Origin of the sequence: Colwellia sp. MT41 (genome assembly GCF_001444365.1) — a bacterium.
In the GTDB taxonomy this organism is placed as follows: Bacteria; Pseudomonadota; Gammaproteobacteria; order Enterobacterales; family Alteromonadaceae; genus Colwellia; species Colwellia marinimaniae.
Genome location: NZ_CP013145.1, coordinates 1,751,908 through 1,770,920 on the forward strand (window position 1 = coordinate 1,751,908; position 19,013 = coordinate 1,770,920).

The 19,013-nt window shown below is 34.4% G+C and carries 13 protein-coding genes and 1 pseudogene; 7 read left to right on the forward strand and 7 right to left on the reverse strand.

Annotated features, from left to right (window positions below; translation table 11 throughout):
- Positions 1 to 24: 24 nt before the first annotated feature.
- The 4 genes from dpdJ (at position 25) to CMT41_RS07500 (ending at position 8,238) form a co-directional block, all read left to right on the forward strand.
- Positions 25 to 4,449 carry a protein DpdJ gene (gene dpdJ, locus CMT41_RS07485; RefSeq protein ID WP_058026850.1) on the forward strand — a complete coding sequence of 1,475 codons (4,425 nt, stop codon included), beginning with the start codon at positions 25 to 27 and terminating at the stop codon, positions 4,447 to 4,449.
- Complete coding sequence (gene dpdK / locus CMT41_RS07490; RefSeq protein WP_058026851.1) at positions 4,446 to 5,048, forward strand: phospholipase D-like domain-containing protein DpdK; 603 nt, start codon at positions 4,446 to 4,448, stop codon at positions 5,046 to 5,048. Before dpdJ ends, dpdK begins: the two co-directional genes overlap by 4 nt.
- On the forward strand, positions 5,035 to 7,233 hold the full coding sequence (dpdD, locus tag CMT41_RS07495) for a protein DpdD (RefSeq protein WP_058026853.1): 2,199 nt from the start codon (positions 5,035 to 5,037) through the stop codon (positions 7,231 to 7,233). Before dpdK ends, dpdD begins: the two co-directional genes overlap by 14 nt.
- 153 nt (positions 7,234 to 7,386) lie before the next feature.
- The gene (locus tag CMT41_RS07500; protein ID WP_058026855.1) at positions 7,387 to 8,238 is read left to right on the forward strand and encodes a hypothetical protein; all 852 of its coding nucleotides are present in this window, start codon (positions 7,387 to 7,389) and stop codon (positions 8,236 to 8,238) included.
- A 20-nt stretch (positions 8,239 to 8,258) separates the two neighbouring features.
- Here the strand turns inward: CMT41_RS07500 and istB are convergent.
- Together istB and istA are read right to left on the reverse strand one after the other, a co-directional pair.
- Positions 8,259 to 9,027, reverse strand: a pseudogene (istB, locus tag CMT41_RS07505) (IS21-like element ISShfr5 family helper ATPase IstB).
- A gap of 31 nt (positions 9,028 to 9,058) precedes the next feature.
- Complete coding sequence (istA, locus tag CMT41_RS07510) at positions 9,059 to 10,603, reverse strand: IS21 family transposase (RefSeq protein ID WP_058028173.1); 1,545 nt, start codon at positions 10,601 to 10,603, stop codon at positions 9,059 to 9,061.
- Between the two features lie 205 nt (positions 10,604 to 10,808).
- Between istA and CMT41_RS07515 the strand changes: the two genes are divergently transcribed.
- Both CMT41_RS07515 and CMT41_RS07520 read left to right on the forward strand, forming a co-directional pair.
- A complete protein-coding gene (locus CMT41_RS07515; RefSeq protein WP_058026859.1) occupies positions 10,809 to 11,840 on the forward strand; it encodes a hypothetical protein in 1,032 nt (343 codons plus the stop codon).
- A 180-nt stretch (positions 11,841 to 12,020) separates the two neighbouring features.
- Positions 12,021 to 12,527, forward strand: a complete 507-nt coding sequence (locus tag CMT41_RS07520; RefSeq protein ID WP_058026860.1) for a hypothetical protein — start codon at positions 12,021 to 12,023, stop codon at positions 12,525 to 12,527.
- Between the two features lie 174 nt (positions 12,528 to 12,701).
- Here CMT41_RS07520 and queC read toward each other — a convergent pair whose 3' ends face one another.
- The 5 genes from queC to queD all read right to left on the reverse strand — a co-directional run bounded on the left by queC (position 12,702) and on the right by queD (position 17,340).
- The gene (gene queC, locus CMT41_RS07525) at positions 12,702 to 13,358 is read right to left on the reverse strand and encodes a 7-cyano-7-deazaguanine synthase QueC (RefSeq protein ID WP_058026862.1); all 657 of its coding nucleotides are present in this window, start codon (positions 13,356 to 13,358) and stop codon (positions 12,702 to 12,704) included.
- A 37-nt stretch (positions 13,359 to 13,395) separates the two neighbouring features.
- A complete protein-coding gene (locus CMT41_RS07530; RefSeq protein ID WP_058026864.1) occupies positions 13,396 to 14,595 on the reverse strand; it encodes a DGQHR domain-containing protein in 1,200 nt (399 codons plus the stop codon).
- Complete coding sequence (gene dpdA, locus CMT41_RS07535; RefSeq protein ID WP_058026866.1) at positions 14,595 to 15,992, reverse strand: tRNA-guanine transglycosylase DpdA; 1,398 nt, start codon at positions 15,990 to 15,992, stop codon at positions 14,595 to 14,597. Before dpdA ends, CMT41_RS07530 begins: the two co-directional genes overlap by 1 nt.
- 67 nt (positions 15,993 to 16,059) lie before the next feature.
- Positions 16,060 to 16,974 carry a hypothetical protein gene (locus CMT41_RS07540; RefSeq protein WP_058026868.1) on the reverse strand — a complete coding sequence of 305 codons (915 nt, stop codon included), beginning with the start codon at positions 16,972 to 16,974 and terminating at the stop codon, positions 16,060 to 16,062.
- A 3-nt stretch (positions 16,975 to 16,977) separates the two neighbouring features.
- On the reverse strand, positions 16,978 to 17,340 hold the full coding sequence (queD, locus tag CMT41_RS07545; protein ID WP_058026870.1) for a 6-carboxytetrahydropterin synthase QueD: 363 nt from the start codon (positions 17,338 to 17,340) through the stop codon (positions 16,978 to 16,980).
- Between the two features lie 143 nt (positions 17,341 to 17,483).
- Between queD and CMT41_RS07550 the strand changes: the two genes are divergently transcribed.
- The gene (locus CMT41_RS07550; RefSeq protein WP_058026871.1) at positions 17,484 to 17,675 is read left to right on the forward strand and encodes a hypothetical protein; all 192 of its coding nucleotides are present in this window, start codon (positions 17,484 to 17,486) and stop codon (positions 17,673 to 17,675) included.
- Positions 17,676 to 19,013: the final 1,338 nt, after the last annotated feature.

Consider the following 19,013-nt stretch of genomic DNA (forward strand, 5'->3'; position numbering starts at 1 on the left):
CTAATTAGTAGTATAGAGGGAATTATGATCGAACAGAGCCTACTTTTGTCATGTCTTGATTTAATTGAAGAAAAAGAAATTAAATTATTAACATGGGGTGATACAAGTTTCTATTTTAATAAGAGTGAAATTATAGAGCTTATAAAATTAAAAATATCCTCCGATTGGGAAGATGTTTTCGAAGAGTTATGTGACCAGAGCCTAATTGTTGAGGTGAAATCTTCTTATACGGTTGATTGTTATCGCTCTCGAATGGCAGAAGCAATTTATCTTTATAGCAACTTGAGACAGTGGTTTCATGGGCAAGATTTAAGAAATGCTAAAACTTTAGTTTCCGATTTTCGTTTTATTCGTCGCCCACGACAATATCCCAACAGAAACATATCGTCTTCAATTGCGATTAGCCAACTGAAAGAAGAATTAAAGCTGTCTAATGAGTACAGTAAGGTGATGTTCTCATTATTAGGGGAAGGCAGTAGTTCATTTAATCTTTCAGGGTTTCAAATAAGGGCGACAGAAAGAATATTAGAAAAATACTCACATCACTTGTCTACTCCAAAGCTGAATCAATCTACGGGGACTATTGTTTGCTCTGGTACAGGTAGTGGTAAAACACTTGCCTTTTATTTGCCCGCTTTAACACAACTTTCACAAAATATTTGTAGTGATCAAAGTAACCGTGTTCAAATACTAGCGATCTATCCACGTAAAGAGTTACTTAAAGATCAGTTTAATGAAACCTTTAAGCAAGCAAGATTGTTAGATGATTATTTGTTAAGTAATAATAAGCGAAAAATTAAAATAGGTACATTTTTTGGTGACACATTAGATGGCGAATATTTAAATGAAAAAATAAAGTTTAGTGCCATTGAGTTTGAGTTATTAAAGTGCAAATGCTCTGGAAAGTTAAAGTGGTTAGAAGAGGATGTAAAATTAAAGAAAGAAATACTGACTTGCAGTCGCTGCGGAAATAAAATCAATGAAGATGAGGTTGGTCTAACACGCCAGTCTCCAGCCCCTGACATTCTGTTTACAACGACAGAGATGTTAAACCAACATCTAGCAAACAGTAAATATAATCACCTTTTCGGTGTAGATACAAACAACCCTATCCCACTTGTTTTACTTGATGAAGTTCATACTTATGAAGGCACAACCGGTGCTCAAACGTCATACCTACTAAAACGATGGATGAAGCGTTCAGAAAACAAACCTCATTTTGTTGGACTATCAGCAACCCTTAGTGATGCGGTAGGATTTTTTGGCAGTTTAACGGGAACCGCAAAACATAATATAGAATTAATTGAGCCACTATCTTCCGAAATGATTGAAGAAGGTGCTGAATACCTATTAGCCTTACGAGGTGACCCGGTATCCCAATCAGCTCTTCTATCGACAACCATTCAAACGGCAATGCTGACTCGGCGTATGTTAGATAGTAATAATAAAGAACCAGTATCAAAAGGTACTTTTGGAACAAAAACATTTGTTTTTACAGATGATTTGGATGTTAATAATCGACTTTTCGAGATGATTGCAGATGCTGAGGGTTGGAGTCACGCATTTAAAAAACTAACTCCAGAAGCTGAGCCTTTAGCATTTCTAAGAAGCGAAAAACACCCTGATTACCACACTAATAAAGAACAAATTCAGTTACTTGGGCAAGACTGGTCAAATTGTGAATATATTGGTCACAGTACTGAAGAAGACGACCGTGCAGACGTAGGGCGTACTTCAAGTCAAGATTCAGGGGTAAGTGAAACTGCTGAGATTATCGTTGCAACAGCTTCTTTAGAAGTCGGTTACAACGATTCTAAAGTTGGAGCAGTTATTCAACACAAAGCCCCAAGAGGTGTAGCTTCATATCTACAACGTAAGGGACGTGCAGGGCGGTCAAGAGGAATGAGACCTTGGATGATAACTGTTCTTTCGGATTATGGCCGTGACAGAATAGCTTTCCATCGATATGAAAACTTGGTTGATCCGGAAATTAAAGTAAACAAACTACCTGTAGGAAATAGCCATATTCAAAAGATGCAAGCAAGCTTGGCCACATTAGAGTGGTTAGGAAAGGAAATTGGTTATGGCAGTATTTGGTATTACCTGAGGAACCCCAATAAGCACTCGAATAATAAAAAATACCTTACTAAATTAGAAAAAATTATAAATGCCTTATTAGATGATTCAGGTAAAAAAACCTCATTAACAGCATACTTAGTGTCATCACTTGGGATTAATAGACTGGAAGTTGAAAAACTTTGTTGGCAACCTCCCCGCTCTTTATTAATGGATTTTTTACCTAGTTTATTGCAAAAATTACGGACTAATTGGTCAATAAATGGTCAGGAGTGGTTAGGTGTTCAAAGTAAAGGCTCTCCGATGCCGGAATTTATACCTGCTACATTATTTAGTGAATTAATCCTCCCATCACTCGATATATCACTACTTAGAGGTAATAAATCGGATAGAACTCAGGAATGGCAAAATATGGGCTTCTTTCAAGGATTAAAGGAATATGCTCCTGGAAGAATTTCGAAAAGATTTACATTAAATAATCGTTATGAAACTGACTGGTTGGTTCCTGAAAGTTTCGAACCTACCGCTGGAGATGATGAAGAGATAGGATTTGAAGTTGATGATGCTTTTGGACTAAACCGAGACTTTCTTAAAGAAATTGTTTCTATGTCTGGTGAACCGATAAAAATCTATCAGCCAAGGCAAATATTAACTAAACGACTTGAATTAAAAAATGTTACAGAAACAAGTAATGCTTTCTTGAATTGGGAAAGCCTATTCGAAATTGATGAAGACAAACAGCAATTAACGCCTCCTGTTAATTGTGATTGGAAAGGATATTTGAGTAATGTGTGCTTTTTTGAGCACAAACATATGCAACCCGTTGAGGTAACAAGGTATACAACAGGTTCTAATGCACAGATTAAATTTAAGACTAAAGAGACATCTAATATTAAATTTAATTGGCAAGAGCAAGGTTGTTTCGTTGGTATTGGCACTATCCAATTTGTAGATGGAATGAGATGGCGTTTCAACTTTTCTGATGAGCAGTTACTCAGTTTGGGATCAAATGAAAAAGTTGAATCTTCCTTACGTTTGTCCTTTGTCCAAGATAGTTTTAGTAACTCGTCAATTTTTAATAATACTTTCCAAGCAAATTGGATTTTTGAATGTGTAACTACAACAGTTATGTTCATTTCAACGCAAAAAAACTTATCCCTTCAAGACTCAATTAAATATATGAGGTCTAAAGAGGGGCGAGAGTTATTAAATGTTATTCCTTTAGAGTTATTTCAATTAAATGTTTTGAGTGAGGATGAAGATGAGGAGCAAGCTTTACAAAGTGAATTAATTTCATTTTTATCGAATGATTTAATTATTGATGAAATTAGCGGTTTATTAACCCCTTTATATGCTGAGTTATCAGGTGAGTTTTATATTTCTTGGCTGAGAATATTAATGTCGAATACTCTCTCTGGAGGTATTAATCAATTGGTAAGTACGGTATTGCCCGATGTTGGTGATAATGATTTAAATGTTGATCCTGTATGGGTCGGTGATGAATTAACTATTTGGCTAACTGAAAATGAGTCCGGTGGGGTTGGTATAATTAATAGATTTGAGAATGTATACAGTAACGATCCTCTCAATATTCTAAATCATTTTTCTAGGAGTTTTCAGGCTGGCGATTATGAACATGTTGACTTTGATATTCATCAATTATTGTCAAAGCTAGAATGTGACGAAAATTTAGAATCTTCTTTTAAAACTCACCGAGAGTCCCAAAATTTTAGTGCACGAGTTGAAGCAAATACAACAATTAACGACAATTTAAGAAAAATGGGAATCATTTTATCTCATAGCTTCAATAGTATTTTGCATACGAGAATATTAAAGGCAGGTAGTTCAAAAGAAACAGATAGAGATTTAAAAAATTGGATGGATAGATGGAAAGCAATCGAAAATGAGTTAAAGATTGAGATCCCTTTAAATATTGCATCTTTTCTGATTGCCAAAGAAATTACATCTGATACGAATGTAACTATAAACAAACTTAAAGATAAAGTAATTGGGCAGTTATGGCCTAGAGGTAATGTTATACGCCAGTCCAGTACACAGTTTTATAATCGTTTCATGAGTGGGAATAATAGAACAGAAAGACTAATTGTAGAACAAATGATATCTGATAATGGTGAAATAATTAATTATGGAGATAATTGGGTGATCGAATTACAGAAAGGAATTATTACTAAAGGAATAGTTAAATTTGTAATCCCACCTGAACACATTTCCAAATTAAATCAAATTATTTTAAAAATAAATACAATTCAGATAGATCAATTAGGTATGTTTTTCCACATTAGGCTTAATCGAATTGATAGACAATTAGGTGAGATAATATTATTTGTCGAACTGGTGGAGGCTATTCAATGATTGACCAAAATACTCGTAAGATACTAACAAACACACCATTGGGTAAGCGACATTTAAAGGAAGTATTAGGGAGTACTTTTGCAGGATTAATTTTATCACCACAAGAAATTTGGTTAGTAACTGCCTGGTTTACTGATTTTGAGATATTAGACAATCGTTCTGGGAACTGGAGTTACCTTAATGCCAGTTGGGGTAATCGAATGATTACTTTTATAGAATTATTAGAAACAGCGGTACTGAACGGATGTAAACTTAATCTTGTAGTCAATGAGACTAAAACGAATGAACCTGCGCTTAATTCTTTGAAAAACAAGCTGGTTAATGAAGATGATTTTAGATTTGAAATATCAAATAAAGTACATATTAAAGGGCTAGTTACAGAGTCGTGTTTTTTTGATGGGTCAATGAACTTTACCTTCTCTGGGGCAAACAAAAATGATGAGTTAGTAACTATTTCTGGTGACATGCATCAAATTTCAACTACTAGAATTGATTTCAATAATCTTTATTTCAAAAACCACCAACAAAAACCGAAAACGATAGAAAACCAAATTGTTGAAATTGAAGAAGATGAGGATGATGAACATGACTTTTTCTAGCTATCCATCTTGGCTTTTAGGTTTCTTTACAAATGAAAATGCAATTGAATTAGAAAAACAGTCTGAAGAAGTCTCTGGTTCTATAAATTTATTAATATTGAAGTCAATACGGAATCTGGAATCTAGCACCCCATACTTTTTACCAGCTTATGTTAACGGTAAATTATATTTCTATGGTATGTGTCCAGACATTAAATCATTAAATGAGTTAAAGAATTGTTTATATTACGGGTTAGGTTCATCACATACTTCTTCATATGAAATAATAAAGTCACCCGATCTTAAGTTTGAAAAGTCGTTATTATTTAATCAATCGCACGGCGTAATTAGGTTTTCTCAAATTATTACCGACAAGTTCAAGGAAGATACTAATTATATAGTTAAAACGTTAAATGAAGTCTCTACACGATTTGAAGCCAAACCTAACTTTGCCAGTGTAAGGCTACGTCCAATAGGACGAATTCTACGTGATTTCTTTTTAGCAAGTCGTGAAGGTGATGGAGAAAGTGCATTAGCTTTTTATAATGAAGCTAAGGGCTCAGGTAAGTTAAGTCATAGAAACCTAGTTGGTCTTGAACTTCAATCCTTGGCTATTAACGCTTCATGGCATGAAATACTTGAACATGAAAATTTACCTGATTATTTAGCGGGTATAATCCCAACGAGAATCTACCACTTATTAATTCGTGCATTGAGGCATGTAAATAATTTAGATTTAACAGATTTATCAAATGTAGACTGGGTTGGTTTAAAGTCTAATTTAGTCGATTATGAATCGTTTATACTTTCAAAACCTAGGCTGAAGGTAGAAGATAAATACAAAGGAGACTGGGAAACTTGGTCTGCTTTGGCTGTAAGTATTGGAATCGATAAAAACGACATCATTTCATTTTCACCTAGCTTTATTTCAGAAGAGTGGGTGAGCGAGTTATTTGGAAAGGTTGAATCCTTCATTGAAACTCGTAATACTTTATCAATAGAGTCTTCACAACTTCAAGCTTTATTTGATACCCCTATAAGTCTTGATGTAGTTGCTCAAGTTCTGGACTACTCAAAAGCCTGTATGCCCTCTGAGGTTAGTGAAATATTCAGTTGGCTAGAAGAGCTTCCTTTTGAAATTCGTCAAAAAACAAAAGCATCTGCTCCCTTTAGGAAGTTATGGAGTTCATTAGAAGATTATATATATGGTAGTAATAATGAAGCTGTAATTATTGACGAAAGTGAGGTTGTTGATACAACAGCAGAGAGCCCTAAAGGTTCTGTCATTAACTCTTGGAATGACTGGTTTAAACACTACGCTAGTGGAGAGCTTATTAATTTTGATTTAATAAGTGAGTGGCAACCATGTGAGTTCGACATTAAATTTATTACCGAGGCAATATCAACTTCAGCAGATGCCGAGAGTATTCGAAATATAGCCCCTCATTTACTAAGTTGGCTAGATGATAACAAGGTAGAAACCACTAGCACTTTTTGGTTAGGACTTATTGAGTTAATTGCAATGGATGATGAAACTTCATACATAACAATTGGCTTGATGAGAGATTTAATTCAAGGCTTACTCAATACACCTCACTCTAAAGAGCAGTACTCGTCTGCAATAGAAGCTTTTGAGGTTGTTGTGAAGGTAGAAATAAGTCGAAAGTCACTACCTATCATTATTGAATTTAGCGAAATGTTATTTGATTATGCGATAAAGTCACAGGAAGTAGTGAGATATTCACTGTGGAATGGCATATGCCAATATTCGATAACTCATTGGTCTGATATTGATTTCGAACTACAAACAGTACTTATTTGGTTGGATAAAAATATAGCGCCAGAAGATAAGTCTTTTGAGCACTTAATCAGTGAGGATAATTCTTCTGATGAAGGTGCAACAATTTCTTTAAAAGATAAGTTAATCGGCATATCAACACTTACCGAGAAGGCAGGACAACGAGCCGCTGAAATGCTACAGAGTTTGTTTCCTGGAGTTGTTGTTAAGCTTAACCATGATAAAGTCGCCACAGACAAATTAAAGAACCTTGCTTCTAGCGCTGATTACTTTATTTTTTGCAATAAGAGTGCTGCGCACCAATCATATTATGCCGTTAAGGCAATTAATAAAGATATTATCTATTGCGATGGAAAAGGAAGTTCTTCAATATTAAGAGCAATGTTGGATAAGTTAAATGGGCGTTGAAAGTAAATTTTTTATCAAATTAGAAAGATAACAAAGACAGTCATATTAGTTAATTCATTTCTCATAGTAAATAGATAACTTAAGTAATTAATTTATAGTTTTAGAAATGTCATCTAGCAATATCTAAAACTTAATAATAAGGAAAATATAAAAATGGCAAAAATAAAATTAAGATTATTAGATGATCTAAATAAAAGTAATAGAGGCACACAAAAATCTCTTGTCCCAAAATATATTGTAAAAATAACAGCTAGTGAGCTAAATAATTACTTTAAATATGACTCTTCAGGTAAGAAGCACCCTTATAAAGTTGCAAACGACTCGCTTATTGTCTTGGATGAGAATGTTCAAAGAGGTATTACTGATTTAGGGCGTATTCGACAAGAAGAAAATAAAGTAAAAGATATAAAAAATTCTCTACTAGGATTAAACACCTTAGCACCTAAAGCGTTTATGGGAAACCTTGTTTGGAATATTAGAGAGCAAGGTGGAGAGATCTTTGAAATATCAACAAGCCTTAGAGAGAACAAAGCTGCAATACAAGAAATTCAAATTAATACTAAAAAAATCTATTTACCAGATTCTGCACATCGCCATTTAGGTATCTGTGAAGCTTATAGAGAATATTTAAAATCAGATGAAACTTTTGATAAGTTTGATGAGGATTTTGAGTTTGCTATTGATGTATATAATTTAAGCTTACAAGATGAAAAACTTCTATTCAATGAATTAAATTCAAAGCAGAAAAAAATAACGGCCGCTAAAGCAAAAGAGTTGGATACCACCTCACCTATCGGTAATTTGAAAGATAATATTTTAGCGTATGACCAAGCTAATGAACGATTGTTTTTTCAGAATATTGAAGTTAATTCAAATACTAATGATCGACATACATTGATGACCATGTCGGTATTTACAGCCTCTATTAAAGCGATGTTTGGTTTGCTGCGTAATACCATGATGCCGATCGGTCGATACTATTCAAGCCGATCACTTTTTTGTTAATTCAGTAGACCTTCGTAAATCTAACTTGAGTGATCGCCATCAGTCAAGGAATTTAGTTTTTTTCGCATTGATTCACCTTTTAATTCTAACTTAATTGCCCCGTGAACAAGCCGATCTAAAATGGCATCAGCATGAGTCGATTCTCCGATCATTTCATACCAATTTTCTATCGGTAATTGACTGGCAATTAAGGTCGATTTTGTATCGTATCTAGCATCAATTAATTCCAGTAAATCACTCCGTTGTTGAGCCGTTAATGGCTCTAACCCCCAATCATCTAAGATCAGTAAACTGGCCGAGCTAAGCTTGTTAATTAGCTTGCGATAACTGCCATCTGCCTGTGCCAGAAACATTTTTTCTAATAGCTCTTTGAGCCTAAAATAGTAAACGCTATTCCCTTGTTGGCAGTGGTTTTGACCAAGCGCGCAAGCGAGATACGTTTTGCCACAGCCAGTTGCTCCTGTGATCAAGATATTTTGATGAAGGCGAAGCCATTCCCCTTGCTTGTGCCAATGAGCGGATCTGTGTTTTATCTAGTTGTCGTTCTGCGCCATAATTTAACTGGCTAAGCGTGCCGCCAACTCTGAATTTAGCTTGTCGAGTTAAGCGATCAATTTTTCGTTGATCACGTTGTGTTATCTCAACATCAAGCAGTAAACTTAACCGCTCTTCGAAGCTCTGTTCTACGTATAGATTGGGCTGTTCATACTGTTGCTGTAGCGCATCACGTATGCCGCTTAGCTTTAAGTTACTTAATTGACTATTGACTTGTTGAGTTATATTTTGCATAGGATTTCCTTTGTTTTATTGAGTGTTAGGTTTAATGGTAATAGTGGTTGCCACGGATATTTTGATGGTCAATATCTTGGAGTAAATCACCTTGGGCTTCTGGCAAGGGCTGTTTATCCAAGCCCTTTTCTAAGATGGTCTTTACTTGTTTTACACGGGTAACGCCTGTGGCTAAGGCACGATAACAAGCCGCTTCAAGCCGTTGTTCGGTATATTTCTTACCTAAGTTCAATAACCCCATACAAGCGCGATAGCTTTGCTCTGGATGCTTTTTAGCTTGCATCAATTGTATGACAAACTGCTCAGTTGATGCGCCGAACTTACTTGCCCAACGTTCAAACCGTTGTGGCGTCCATTGCTGCTGTTTTTGATGAGCGACTGGCATATGCAAATCAAGTGTAGTGTGAGCACCTTGTCGGTGGGATCTTGGGTGAACAGCGACTTGAACGCCTTGATGGTAAAGTGTCACCAATTGTCCTGTGGCATGGGCTTCAAGCTTTTGTTTTATCAAGGTATACGGCACTGAGTAATAGTGTTTTTCAACTTCAACATGGTAATCAATATGCACGCTAACTTGTTTGACCAAGGTGTAACTGTAAGCCTGCGTAGGTAGCGGTTTTAACGCAGGTTTGTCAATGGCTTCAAACTGGCTAAGCCTTGAACCAGGGTGCTTTTTCATTTGCCGCTGGTTTAAATCGACCAGTAATTCTTGTATTTTTACGTTGAGTTGGCGCAAGCTAAAGAAGCTTTCATTACGAAGCCGTGCCATGATCCAGCGTTCGACAATTTGCACACCTACCTCTGCTTTGGCTTTATCCTTGGGCTTATATGGTCTAGCAGGCACAATGACCGTATTGTAATGTGTCGCCAATTGCTGGTAGGTTGGATTTATGTCAGGCTCATACCGACAGGGTTTTGTTACCGCACTTTTGAGGTTGTCAGGAATAACTAGCGCTGGCACACCCCCCAGAAACTCAAAACAACGGGCGTGACTCATCACCCAATCTTCGAGTTTTTGACTATAGGTAGCCTCAGCATACGTATAATTAGATGCGCCCATCACGGCGACAAACACCTGTGCCGTGCGGCATTCACCTGTACTCGCATCAACAATATTCATTGTTGGCCCGCAGTAATCGACAAACAGTTTTTCACCTGCTTTATGGTTTTGGCGCATGGAAGGTTTTTGACATTTAAGCCATGCTTTGTACTGTCGGCAGAAGTGGGTGTAACTGTAAAAGCCCTCTTCGTGTCGCTCTTTGTATTCTTGCCAAAGCAGTAATAGCGTCATCGTTTTGGGCCGCAGCTCCTGCTGAACTAATGACCAGTCAGGAATGGTAAAACCTTTTAATCTAGGTTTTGTTTTGAAGAACGCTTGTTGCAGGGAGTGATCATCCCACTTCTCATCAAGCGGCCAGCAAGTGATCCCTAGCTTTGCTGATTTACAGGCATATTTAGACACAATTGACGGTGAAATTGATAAGCTGTTTGCTATCTTTCGATGACTGAGTTTACAGTCGTATTTTAGTCTTAAAATCTCTTTAAGTTTACGCATTGAAATAGGTGCCGTTGGCATGGTTATTCTCATCATCAAAAATGAAAAGGATAACGGTTAAAAACACCTACTGGTTAGACAAAAAAGTGTAAAAATTGAACGATACCATTCAAGCCGATCACTCAATACCATTTTGACCGAAAAGTGATCGGCATCGATGGTATTGAGTGATCGCGATGGATAGTATTAGGTGATCGGCTTAGATGGTATTAGGTGATCGCTATGCATGAGAATATGCAGTTTGCCACTTATTAAAGAATGTAAAGATGATGAGGATTTGAAAAATGAACTAGCTCAATATTTTTGTGATTTCTTTTACAAACTAAAGAGTGAAATAGTTATTAACTGTAAAGTTAGAAATAAAGATATAGAAATTAGTCCTTTTGACAGTTTATATTTAAAGTATATATATCAAGTCGAAAATAGAGACTACGATAGTGAAGAAGATTTGGAGGATGCGCTAAAAAACGCTAGAGAAGTTGCTTGCGAATTCAATGAAAACCTTAGATCTCAAGATAAAGTTAATAGTAACCCAGTTATAAAAACCTTAGCAAAAATTGGCGGTTTAATTCGAAAGATGGAAGACTGGGAGGAGGTCATTGAAAATCTACAAAGTAAAATTTTATCTCAAAAAGATGGTAAGTTTTTTCAAGTTGGTAATGATGAGTTACTTGAAATAAGAGAATCAACAGGTGAACCTATAGCGACACTTAATACAGATAATAAGAGCATAAATATTCAGGTAATGACAGCCACTCTTAAAACAATAGAAGACTTTTTTTTACAAGAGTTGTCATTAAATCGAGAATCAAAAATCACCTTATGTATCAATGATAAATTTAAAAAAGACTGGGTAGATGGTGAGCTTAATTATACTCATAGTGTATCTCGGAAGGATAAAAATTATCTAGATATAAATGTCCAGTTTGATGTCGGTTATAAAGTAGACCTAAAACCACAAGAACTATCACTTAGAGTGGAACCAAGTATCGCTTGGAAAGGTTCGAAGTTTAATGGAAAAAAAAGTATTAAGGCAAAAAAAATTGAGAAGTTTAAAGGCTATCAAGATGAATTTTATGGTAGTGGAATTAAGAGACTAGAAGCACAATTTGAAGTTACTCTTCCTGCTTATGATAATAATGATGACGATATGTTTGATATTAAATTTTATTGTAGTATCCCTATGCTAAATGGGTTGCTAGAAATTGTAACTTTTACCTTAAGAGTTCAGCCTGAACTTATGGCTATAGTAGAATAATATGTCGTTAATGAATATTGATTCGATACTCAAAAAGTTAAATAAAGGAAAATGTTTAATTTCTGGTAGGACACTCGAGGATTTATCTGAGTATGTTGTTTCAAAGAGTCAATTTCCACTGCTTTATAAAGGTTTAATGGATAAGGAGGAAAAAAAAGTTTACTTTTAATAGTTAAAACAATGGTTGCTAATAGAGTGAGTATCTTGGAGTTAGATAATTTGTTTTTAACCAAAATATCTATTTTTTTTAGTTTAATTTTAAATGCAAATTATAAAGGTGGAGATGAATTATTTCTGCAAGCATACATTTTTATTTTATGGAACCAAATTAAATTTCATGATTCACTCATCAACGTTAAAGGCGATATTTTTTGGATTTCGAATAATATAGATAATATTGGTGAAAAATCGCATTACCATGAACTCTTAAAAAATATTTGTGCAGTTGCACGAGTTGATTTGATAGCAATCGACCAAAAATTAGGAGTTCTATATTTAATTGAGATAAAACGTAATGAAGTTGACGACAGATGCATAGGTCAAATTATGAGATACTATGAGTCTAGTAATGAGATTTTATATAAATTAAGTAGAAAGCTTAATATTAATTATATTAGGCCAATGGTAGTATGTCAGAAGGTTTCAGTTAACATTTGGAATTTGGAAAGGGTTACCTTCTTGTTATAGAGATATAATTGATTTTTATAGTTACAAAAAAGTAGATGATCTTACAAATAATGTTAGATCTATTGAGTTTAAAAACTCTAGAAAGAGCCTTTTATCTAGTTGGGTGAATAATTAAAAAAACCTTCATATATTCTGGTCAAAATTATTTGACCAGAATATTAAAAATACCTTTCTCTAAAAATATTTAATTGGATCTTGAGTTTTATTTTTCTCAAATGCCTCTAATCTCTCAACACATGACCCACATGTACCACAGGATTTTTCTAGACCTTTATAACAAGTCCATGTTTGAGAGTAATCTAGTCCCATTGATATCCCATCTTTAAGAATACCAATCTTATCTGTCTCTAAATACGGAGCATGAACATAAATAGGTTCAAAATTTGCCACTTTAGACGCTTGATCCATTACTTTTACAAACTCTGGTCGACAGTCTGGATAAATCATATGGTCACCCGAGTGAGCACCATACCAAACACCTTCGGCCTCTATATCTACAGCGTAAGCAATGGCTAACGATATCAGAATCATATTACGGTTGGGCACGACAGTCGATTTCATGTTATCGGCTTCGTAATGCCCATCAGGTACCTTAATATCGTCAGAAACTAGTGACGAACTGGTAAATAATGTAGAGATAGATTTTATATCTAAAATTTTATGTGGAATGCCAAGATCACTACATACATCACTTGCGTAAATTAGTTCTTTATTATGCTTTTGGCCATAATCGAAAGATAAAGCATATACATCAAAACCCTCTTTTACGGCTTTATTTAAAGCCGTAAAAGAGTCCATGCCGCCTGAATATATAACAACAAGTTTTTTCATTTCTTAAATCTCCTTAATTGCAGTGATCAAGTAAGACTTAGCTAAAGTACACATCGTATTCAGCCTTAAACTCTTTCTCTACTTCATAAATCTTTAATAAGTTACCGGCAAATAATTGTTTCTCTGATGTTGTGTTTTGGAAGTCATGCCACCTACGTGAAAATTTTATATCATCACCACCTTCTTCTTCGCTTCTTATTAGTCCCAGGCTCCAAGATGTTTTACTGAAATGGCATTTATGAGCAATAAGCTTTAACTCTTGAACAAAAAATTCAATTGAAGGGGTGTTTACTGTATTTGACGGCTTGTCTTCGAGAAATACTCTTATCATATGACGACATAAAAAAGAAAAACCAAATATGCTAGTTCCATGGATGATGTATGTATCTTTCATGCTTTTAGATATGTTTTTCCATTCACTTTCAAATACAATTGTGACTGCTATCCAAAAATTATTAATTATTTGGGTAAACAACTGTTTTGATTCTTTAGTTAAGTCTTGATGCACTCGAACGTTGATAGACTTCAATATCATTCGCTCAACATTTGAAATAAATTCTGTAATTGATGATTCAGCAATTTTTCCTTGAGGGTTGCCATTTGACTTTATGAGGTCCTTTAAAGGGGGGGTTCCATTATTATTATCACCGAACCCTAGTTCTTCAGAAATTGATAAAGGAAAAGCCTTTATTGCTAATGCTGGCGGTTTATAAATATTTTCATTGAGTGCTAGAGCATTTAATTGCACTGATGTTAAGGGCTTACCAAGGTTAAGAATCAGAAATTGCTGAATATAGTCATTTTCATCCTCAGAGATAAAAATTGAAACAGGCAAAGGGTAGCTTACATGAAAGCTGTTTTTAACTCCTCCTGAACGCTGTTGGCCATCTACAATTGAACCAGGTAACTCCATTGAAGGGGAGCCAGGAGAGTATGGAACTTCTAAATATCCAAAGTCGCTGCCTTCTTCTATAGGTGTAAAAGTTACTGATTTATTAAAGCCAATAACCAGGTTAGCTAATATAGTAGATTTGGGCGATTCTACATAATCTTTAATTGATTCAATGTGTTTAGGTAGTTCACTTCTTTGATATCCATGGATATATTTGCCTTCCCTTGTTATATGAACAATCTTAGCAATATCTCTTACTTTCTTACCTTCTACCCAGCCACAGAATACTTCGACCTGATTAACGATTTTTTTAATTACTTGAATTCTTAAAATAACTTTTTCCATTATTTGTTAACCTTAATCACAATATTTTTCATATCATCAATAACTTTATCTTTATGCTTTGTCACCATAGCTAAATTATGAATACCTCTGCGACGGTTTGTTTGATTTGAACGAAAAATAATATTCATTATTCCATTCTCGCAAACACCGCAAGTACAGGTTTTCCATGGCCTTTCTAATAAGAATTTTTTTATTCTTAGTTTGTCTTTGTTAAGTAGAGACTGTTTAACAGGCGTGATTTCTTTTGCTAAATAATCGGCAGTAGTTACTTTTTCATAAGCCATAAGAGCCTTAAACGTAGCGTCAAAATGTTCGCCTGTTGCGTCATACTGTATTAATTTTTCAATACAGTCTGTTTCAAGCCTTTTAACACATTCATTTGTAGATAGCGCATTGTTGGATAGGTCTATATCAATTTCATTATTGTTAAGCATTTTAGCTACTAGGCTTCGAATTTCATGACGATGCTTATCAATTAACTTTTGAACATTATCATGATCACATTGACGAATTCTTATTGATAAAGACTGGATTATTTCATGAGCGTCATCATTAAATTCAAAGTATTTACCTGCTTTAATGCCTTGCATAAGTGGAGATGTACTATCGGCACTAGTTACACCATATTTTACATATGCAGGAATATTCTCAAATCTACATATTCCTAGCAGATGAAATTGTGTCTCTTTCTTTTTATTTAAAGAAAGCGTTTCTAGCAAGTCTAGCAAGTCTGGGGTTTTGGACTTAATCATACCGCCGATTGTAATATGCGTATATCCGATCTCTTCTAGTTTCTTTACGGAGCTAATAAATGATTCCTTGCTAAAACCATGAGCTACACCATAAGGAATAAATGATTTGTCTTTAGAGCGCTCTAAGAATAGTTCTGCGTTATCTAAGGTTATTTTTATTCTGCGTTCAGCTTCCCTAATATCTGCATATGGCATGGCTTTTAATGCCTCATCATCTTTAGCATATTGAAAAACGATGTGATCGAGAGATATTCCACAATGAAATCCACCTCTATCATAAAACTCAACTAACTCATCGATGGTGAATGGCGGTTCTGGTTCGTTAACATAATCAAATGCGCCACAATCGCCCATTAGTAATACATTTTTAAACTTATCTTGGGTTAATCTTAGGAATTTCTTCGCGCCATAGTAATAGAAGTCCTCAGTGAGTTCTTGAGTGTAGTACTTCCCTTTTTTTTGCATTGTTCCAATACCAGCCAGTGAAACAAGCATACCGTTATATGGAAGCTCATTTAAAATTTCATGAGGGTAGGCGTCATCATCATACTTTCGATGATTCTTTGTTTTTTCATTGGTAATGCCATTAAAATTAGGATCGACAAAATCTAAATTGTCTGGGAAATAATAATTAAAAGTTGTCACGTAAAACCTATGTATTATGGATAGTTGTATATAATTAATTGAAGTTTTCTATTATTAAATAGCAATATTAAATCAAGTCTTTGAATAGCCGAGTAAATCGCTTTTGTTCACATGCTAAGTTTTTACTTCTTAGTCTTTTTAGCAACATTGAAGCCGACATTTTGGGCCCTTGCTGAAATTTTAACTCTTTTGTAATAAAGCTGTTAATCTCATCATCTGAAAGCTTTTGACGATTATTAACTAATAGTTTTTCAGATGTATTTTTTAGGTGATTGTATTTATCAATTACCTTTTTATGGCTAAACCCATTAACTTCATCTTGTTCTAGCAAGTACTTTGCTAATCTTATGTTTAAAGATACTCGCCCACCTTTTAGCGTGCGACAAAAACTAGCACTGGACTCTAAAAAAAAAGGTGTGAGTTTTTCATCTATATTATGCTTACTTGAAACAATAAAAAGGTTTTTATGTGTAAGCTTTTTATTGAAAACTAGTTCTTTTAGCTCAGCTTGTATTACTCGTAAATAATCAGGAGAGGCAGCTATAAAAAAAACATCATCAGCATTAGTTGAAACCAATGAGTGAAGCGAGTGGCACTTCAAATTCACACTATTTCTTATCTGGTGCAAAGCCTTCCACCATTCGTTATTCGTTAATCCTGTTTTATTAATTGAGTTTTCACTTCCATTTGAAAACGTCGCATCATAAGAGCCAATGTTTGATGAGCTATGAATTAATCCATAACCTGCTGATAGAACCCACAAGTCTAGATTTGGAATTATAATGCTCTTAGCAACTTTCCAATGGTCACCAGCATAAAGTTCAATTGCGGGAACCTTTTGTTCTGCATTTTCAAGGTGCTTACACCAAGAGTTAACTATAGTTTGAGAACTATGCTTTTTTGTCAGGCTTTCTAATGCTACTTTACCTTGAATATTTCTTTTCTTAAGGTTTGTACAATTAGTGATTAAGTGGATTTTCAAAAATTACTTACCTTTATAAATAACACCACATGTGCAGGTTTCCATCAATTCAATCGCAGAAAGCTCTGATAAATTTGGTTTTAATTTTTCCCAGATCCATTTTGAAATAATTTCAGCTGTAGGGTTTTCTAAGCCTTCAATGTCGTTTAGGTAATGATGATCTAATTGGTTATAAATTGGTTTGAAAATTGTTTTTATGTCTGAAAAGTCTATAAACCAGCCCGAATCTTTATTTATAGCTCCTTCTAAATGAATTCTAACTTTATATGAATGTCCGTGAAGCCTCGCACATTTATGTCCAGTGGGAACATTGGGTAATTTGTGTGCTGCTTCGAACGTAAAGTCCTTATATATGGCTGTATTCATGGTTTTCTAGGTAATTCCACTGTCAATAAAATCAGCATTATACACTAGAAGCATGTCTGCAGCCACTACTATCGATTGTTTAATTATAATGTCTTGCTATAGTGTCCTAGCACTAAGGTGGAAATAAATTAAGTGGTGAAAATATGAAAATAGAACAAAAAAAATTACTCGTTAAAGTTATTTTGACTTTGCAAAGTGATCATAACGGTTGTAAAGAAGAAGCCATAAATATGGCAAAAGAAGCGCTAGGCATTGATGTTGAGCATAACTCGATTCGGGAAATGATTAATAAAATATCTGAAGAGCAAATTGAGAAGTTTATGGCGTTACTTTAAATGAATAACAAAGCATGGATCTGCTAGGTATACGCTTCAAATGTTGGTTTGTGAAGAGGGTTCTCAGCAATCAATTGAAACTACACTATCAAAGTTTCAAAGCGATTATTAAGTTAACATACCTATTTGTGATTAATGTAAATCTTTTCGATAGAACAACGATGTTAACTATTTAATGAAACTTAGAGACCTCATTAAGGAATAAATAGTAATACAGAGTGCTAAATAGTTATCGAGAGGAGAAATTTATTTTAATGGTCGAGCATTTTATGCCTTTAAACAAAGTGGTTGGCTAATGTACCTAATTATTAAAGATAGAGTTAATTTTAGCGGTTGGGTGTTATGTGTTGATGGAATTTCCATTGATAATATATCAATGGATGAAAAGCTTGAGTTTGACGGACTTACTTTTACAAGTTTCATAAGTATGCGGAATACTTAAGCAAATCTTTTTCATTCAACAAGGGGGTCCTAAGAAAAACATTATCTGTTTATGGAAATAATCGAGCAATAGAAGTAGTAAAGTTGTGTAGGTTAATTCCTAATCATAACGGTAAAAATGTATTTGATTACTTATGTATAATCTTTTCGAGAAAGGAAGTACTAGATTTAAAAATAAGAAACAGAGTGCGTTTGAGTTAAACATCAATAATGCCTGATAATATAAGGAACATAACTATTCCCGTTGTATCTATCCATTGGGCAATTATTAATGGGGTTACTGACTTTGATACTCTTGATATATTAGAAGACAATTTTATTTAAACTTTTTCTTCTGAAGGTGATGAAAAATCTTTTCAGTTGTTCAATGCTTTAGAAATCTATTTAGATAAACATCTATCCTCCACTATATTTGTAGTGGTCAATTGATTCTGGCCACGGATTTGCATTAAAGCCAGTATATATGACCTTCACAATGAGAACGATAGCATGCCATTATAGACAATGTTTTGAGCATTAACTTCACCAGAGTAACTCAGAAAATAGCTAAAGGATCATTTTGAAATGCTAAAACCGTTTTATCGACACATTGAGCTAGTCAAATGTGTCTGAAAGCGATTATTTAGTCAATATAGATGATTATTCGGAAGATATAAGACAAAAAGGTGTATTTAATATCCAATAAGGTTCCTAGGCATTGCAAAACGTTACCAAGAAATTCTTTTAGTTAGATAACGAATAGTAATTACAATAAATGGCAACTTCTGGTCTTAAAGTTAAAGGTCATTAACTATCTTTAAGCAAAACTATTAGACTTAAACATATTGTTCTGCGGTAGTTATAGGTATTTAAAGTAGGGGATATAGCGTTACTCTTATTATAAGAACGATAAACTGC

Bases quoted from the DNA above. Each gene is read 5' to 3' on its own strand.
- queD (WP_058026870.1), bottom strand. From the start codon at position 17,340: ATGAATACAGCCATATATAAGGACTTTACGTTCGAAGCAGCACACAAA.
- CMT41_RS07515 (WP_058026859.1), top strand. From the start codon at position 10,809: ATGAGAATATGCAGTTTGCCACTTATTAAAGAATGTAAAGATGATGAG.
- istA (WP_058028173.1), bottom strand. From the start codon at position 10,603: ATGCCAACGGCACCTATTTCAATGCGTAAACTTAAAGAGATTTTAAGA.
- dpdK (WP_058026851.1), top strand. From the start codon at position 4,446: ATGATTGACCAAAATACTCGTAAGATACTAACAAACACACCATTGGGT.
- CMT41_RS07530 (WP_058026864.1), bottom strand. From the start codon at position 14,595: ATGGAAAAAGTTATTTTAAGAATTCAAGTAATTAAAAAAATCGTTAAT.
- queC (WP_058026862.1), bottom strand. From the start codon at position 13,358: ATGAAAAAACTTGTTGTTATATATTCAGGCGGCATGGACTCTTTTACG.
- dpdD (WP_058026853.1), top strand. From the start codon at position 5,035: ATGACTTTTTCTAGCTATCCATCTTGGCTTTTAGGTTTCTTTACAAAT.
- CMT41_RS07500 (WP_058026855.1), top strand. From the start codon at position 7,387: ATGGCAAAAATAAAATTAAGATTATTAGATGATCTAAATAAAAGTAAT.
- CMT41_RS07550 (WP_058026871.1), top strand. From the start codon at position 17,484: ATGAAAATAGAACAAAAAAAATTACTCGTTAAAGTTATTTTGACTTTG.
- dpdJ (WP_058026850.1), top strand. From the start codon at position 25: ATGATCGAACAGAGCCTACTTTTGTCATGTCTTGATTTAATTGAAGAA.
- CMT41_RS07520 (WP_058026860.1), top strand. From the start codon at position 12,021: ATGGTTGCTAATAGAGTGAGTATCTTGGAGTTAGATAATTTGTTTTTA.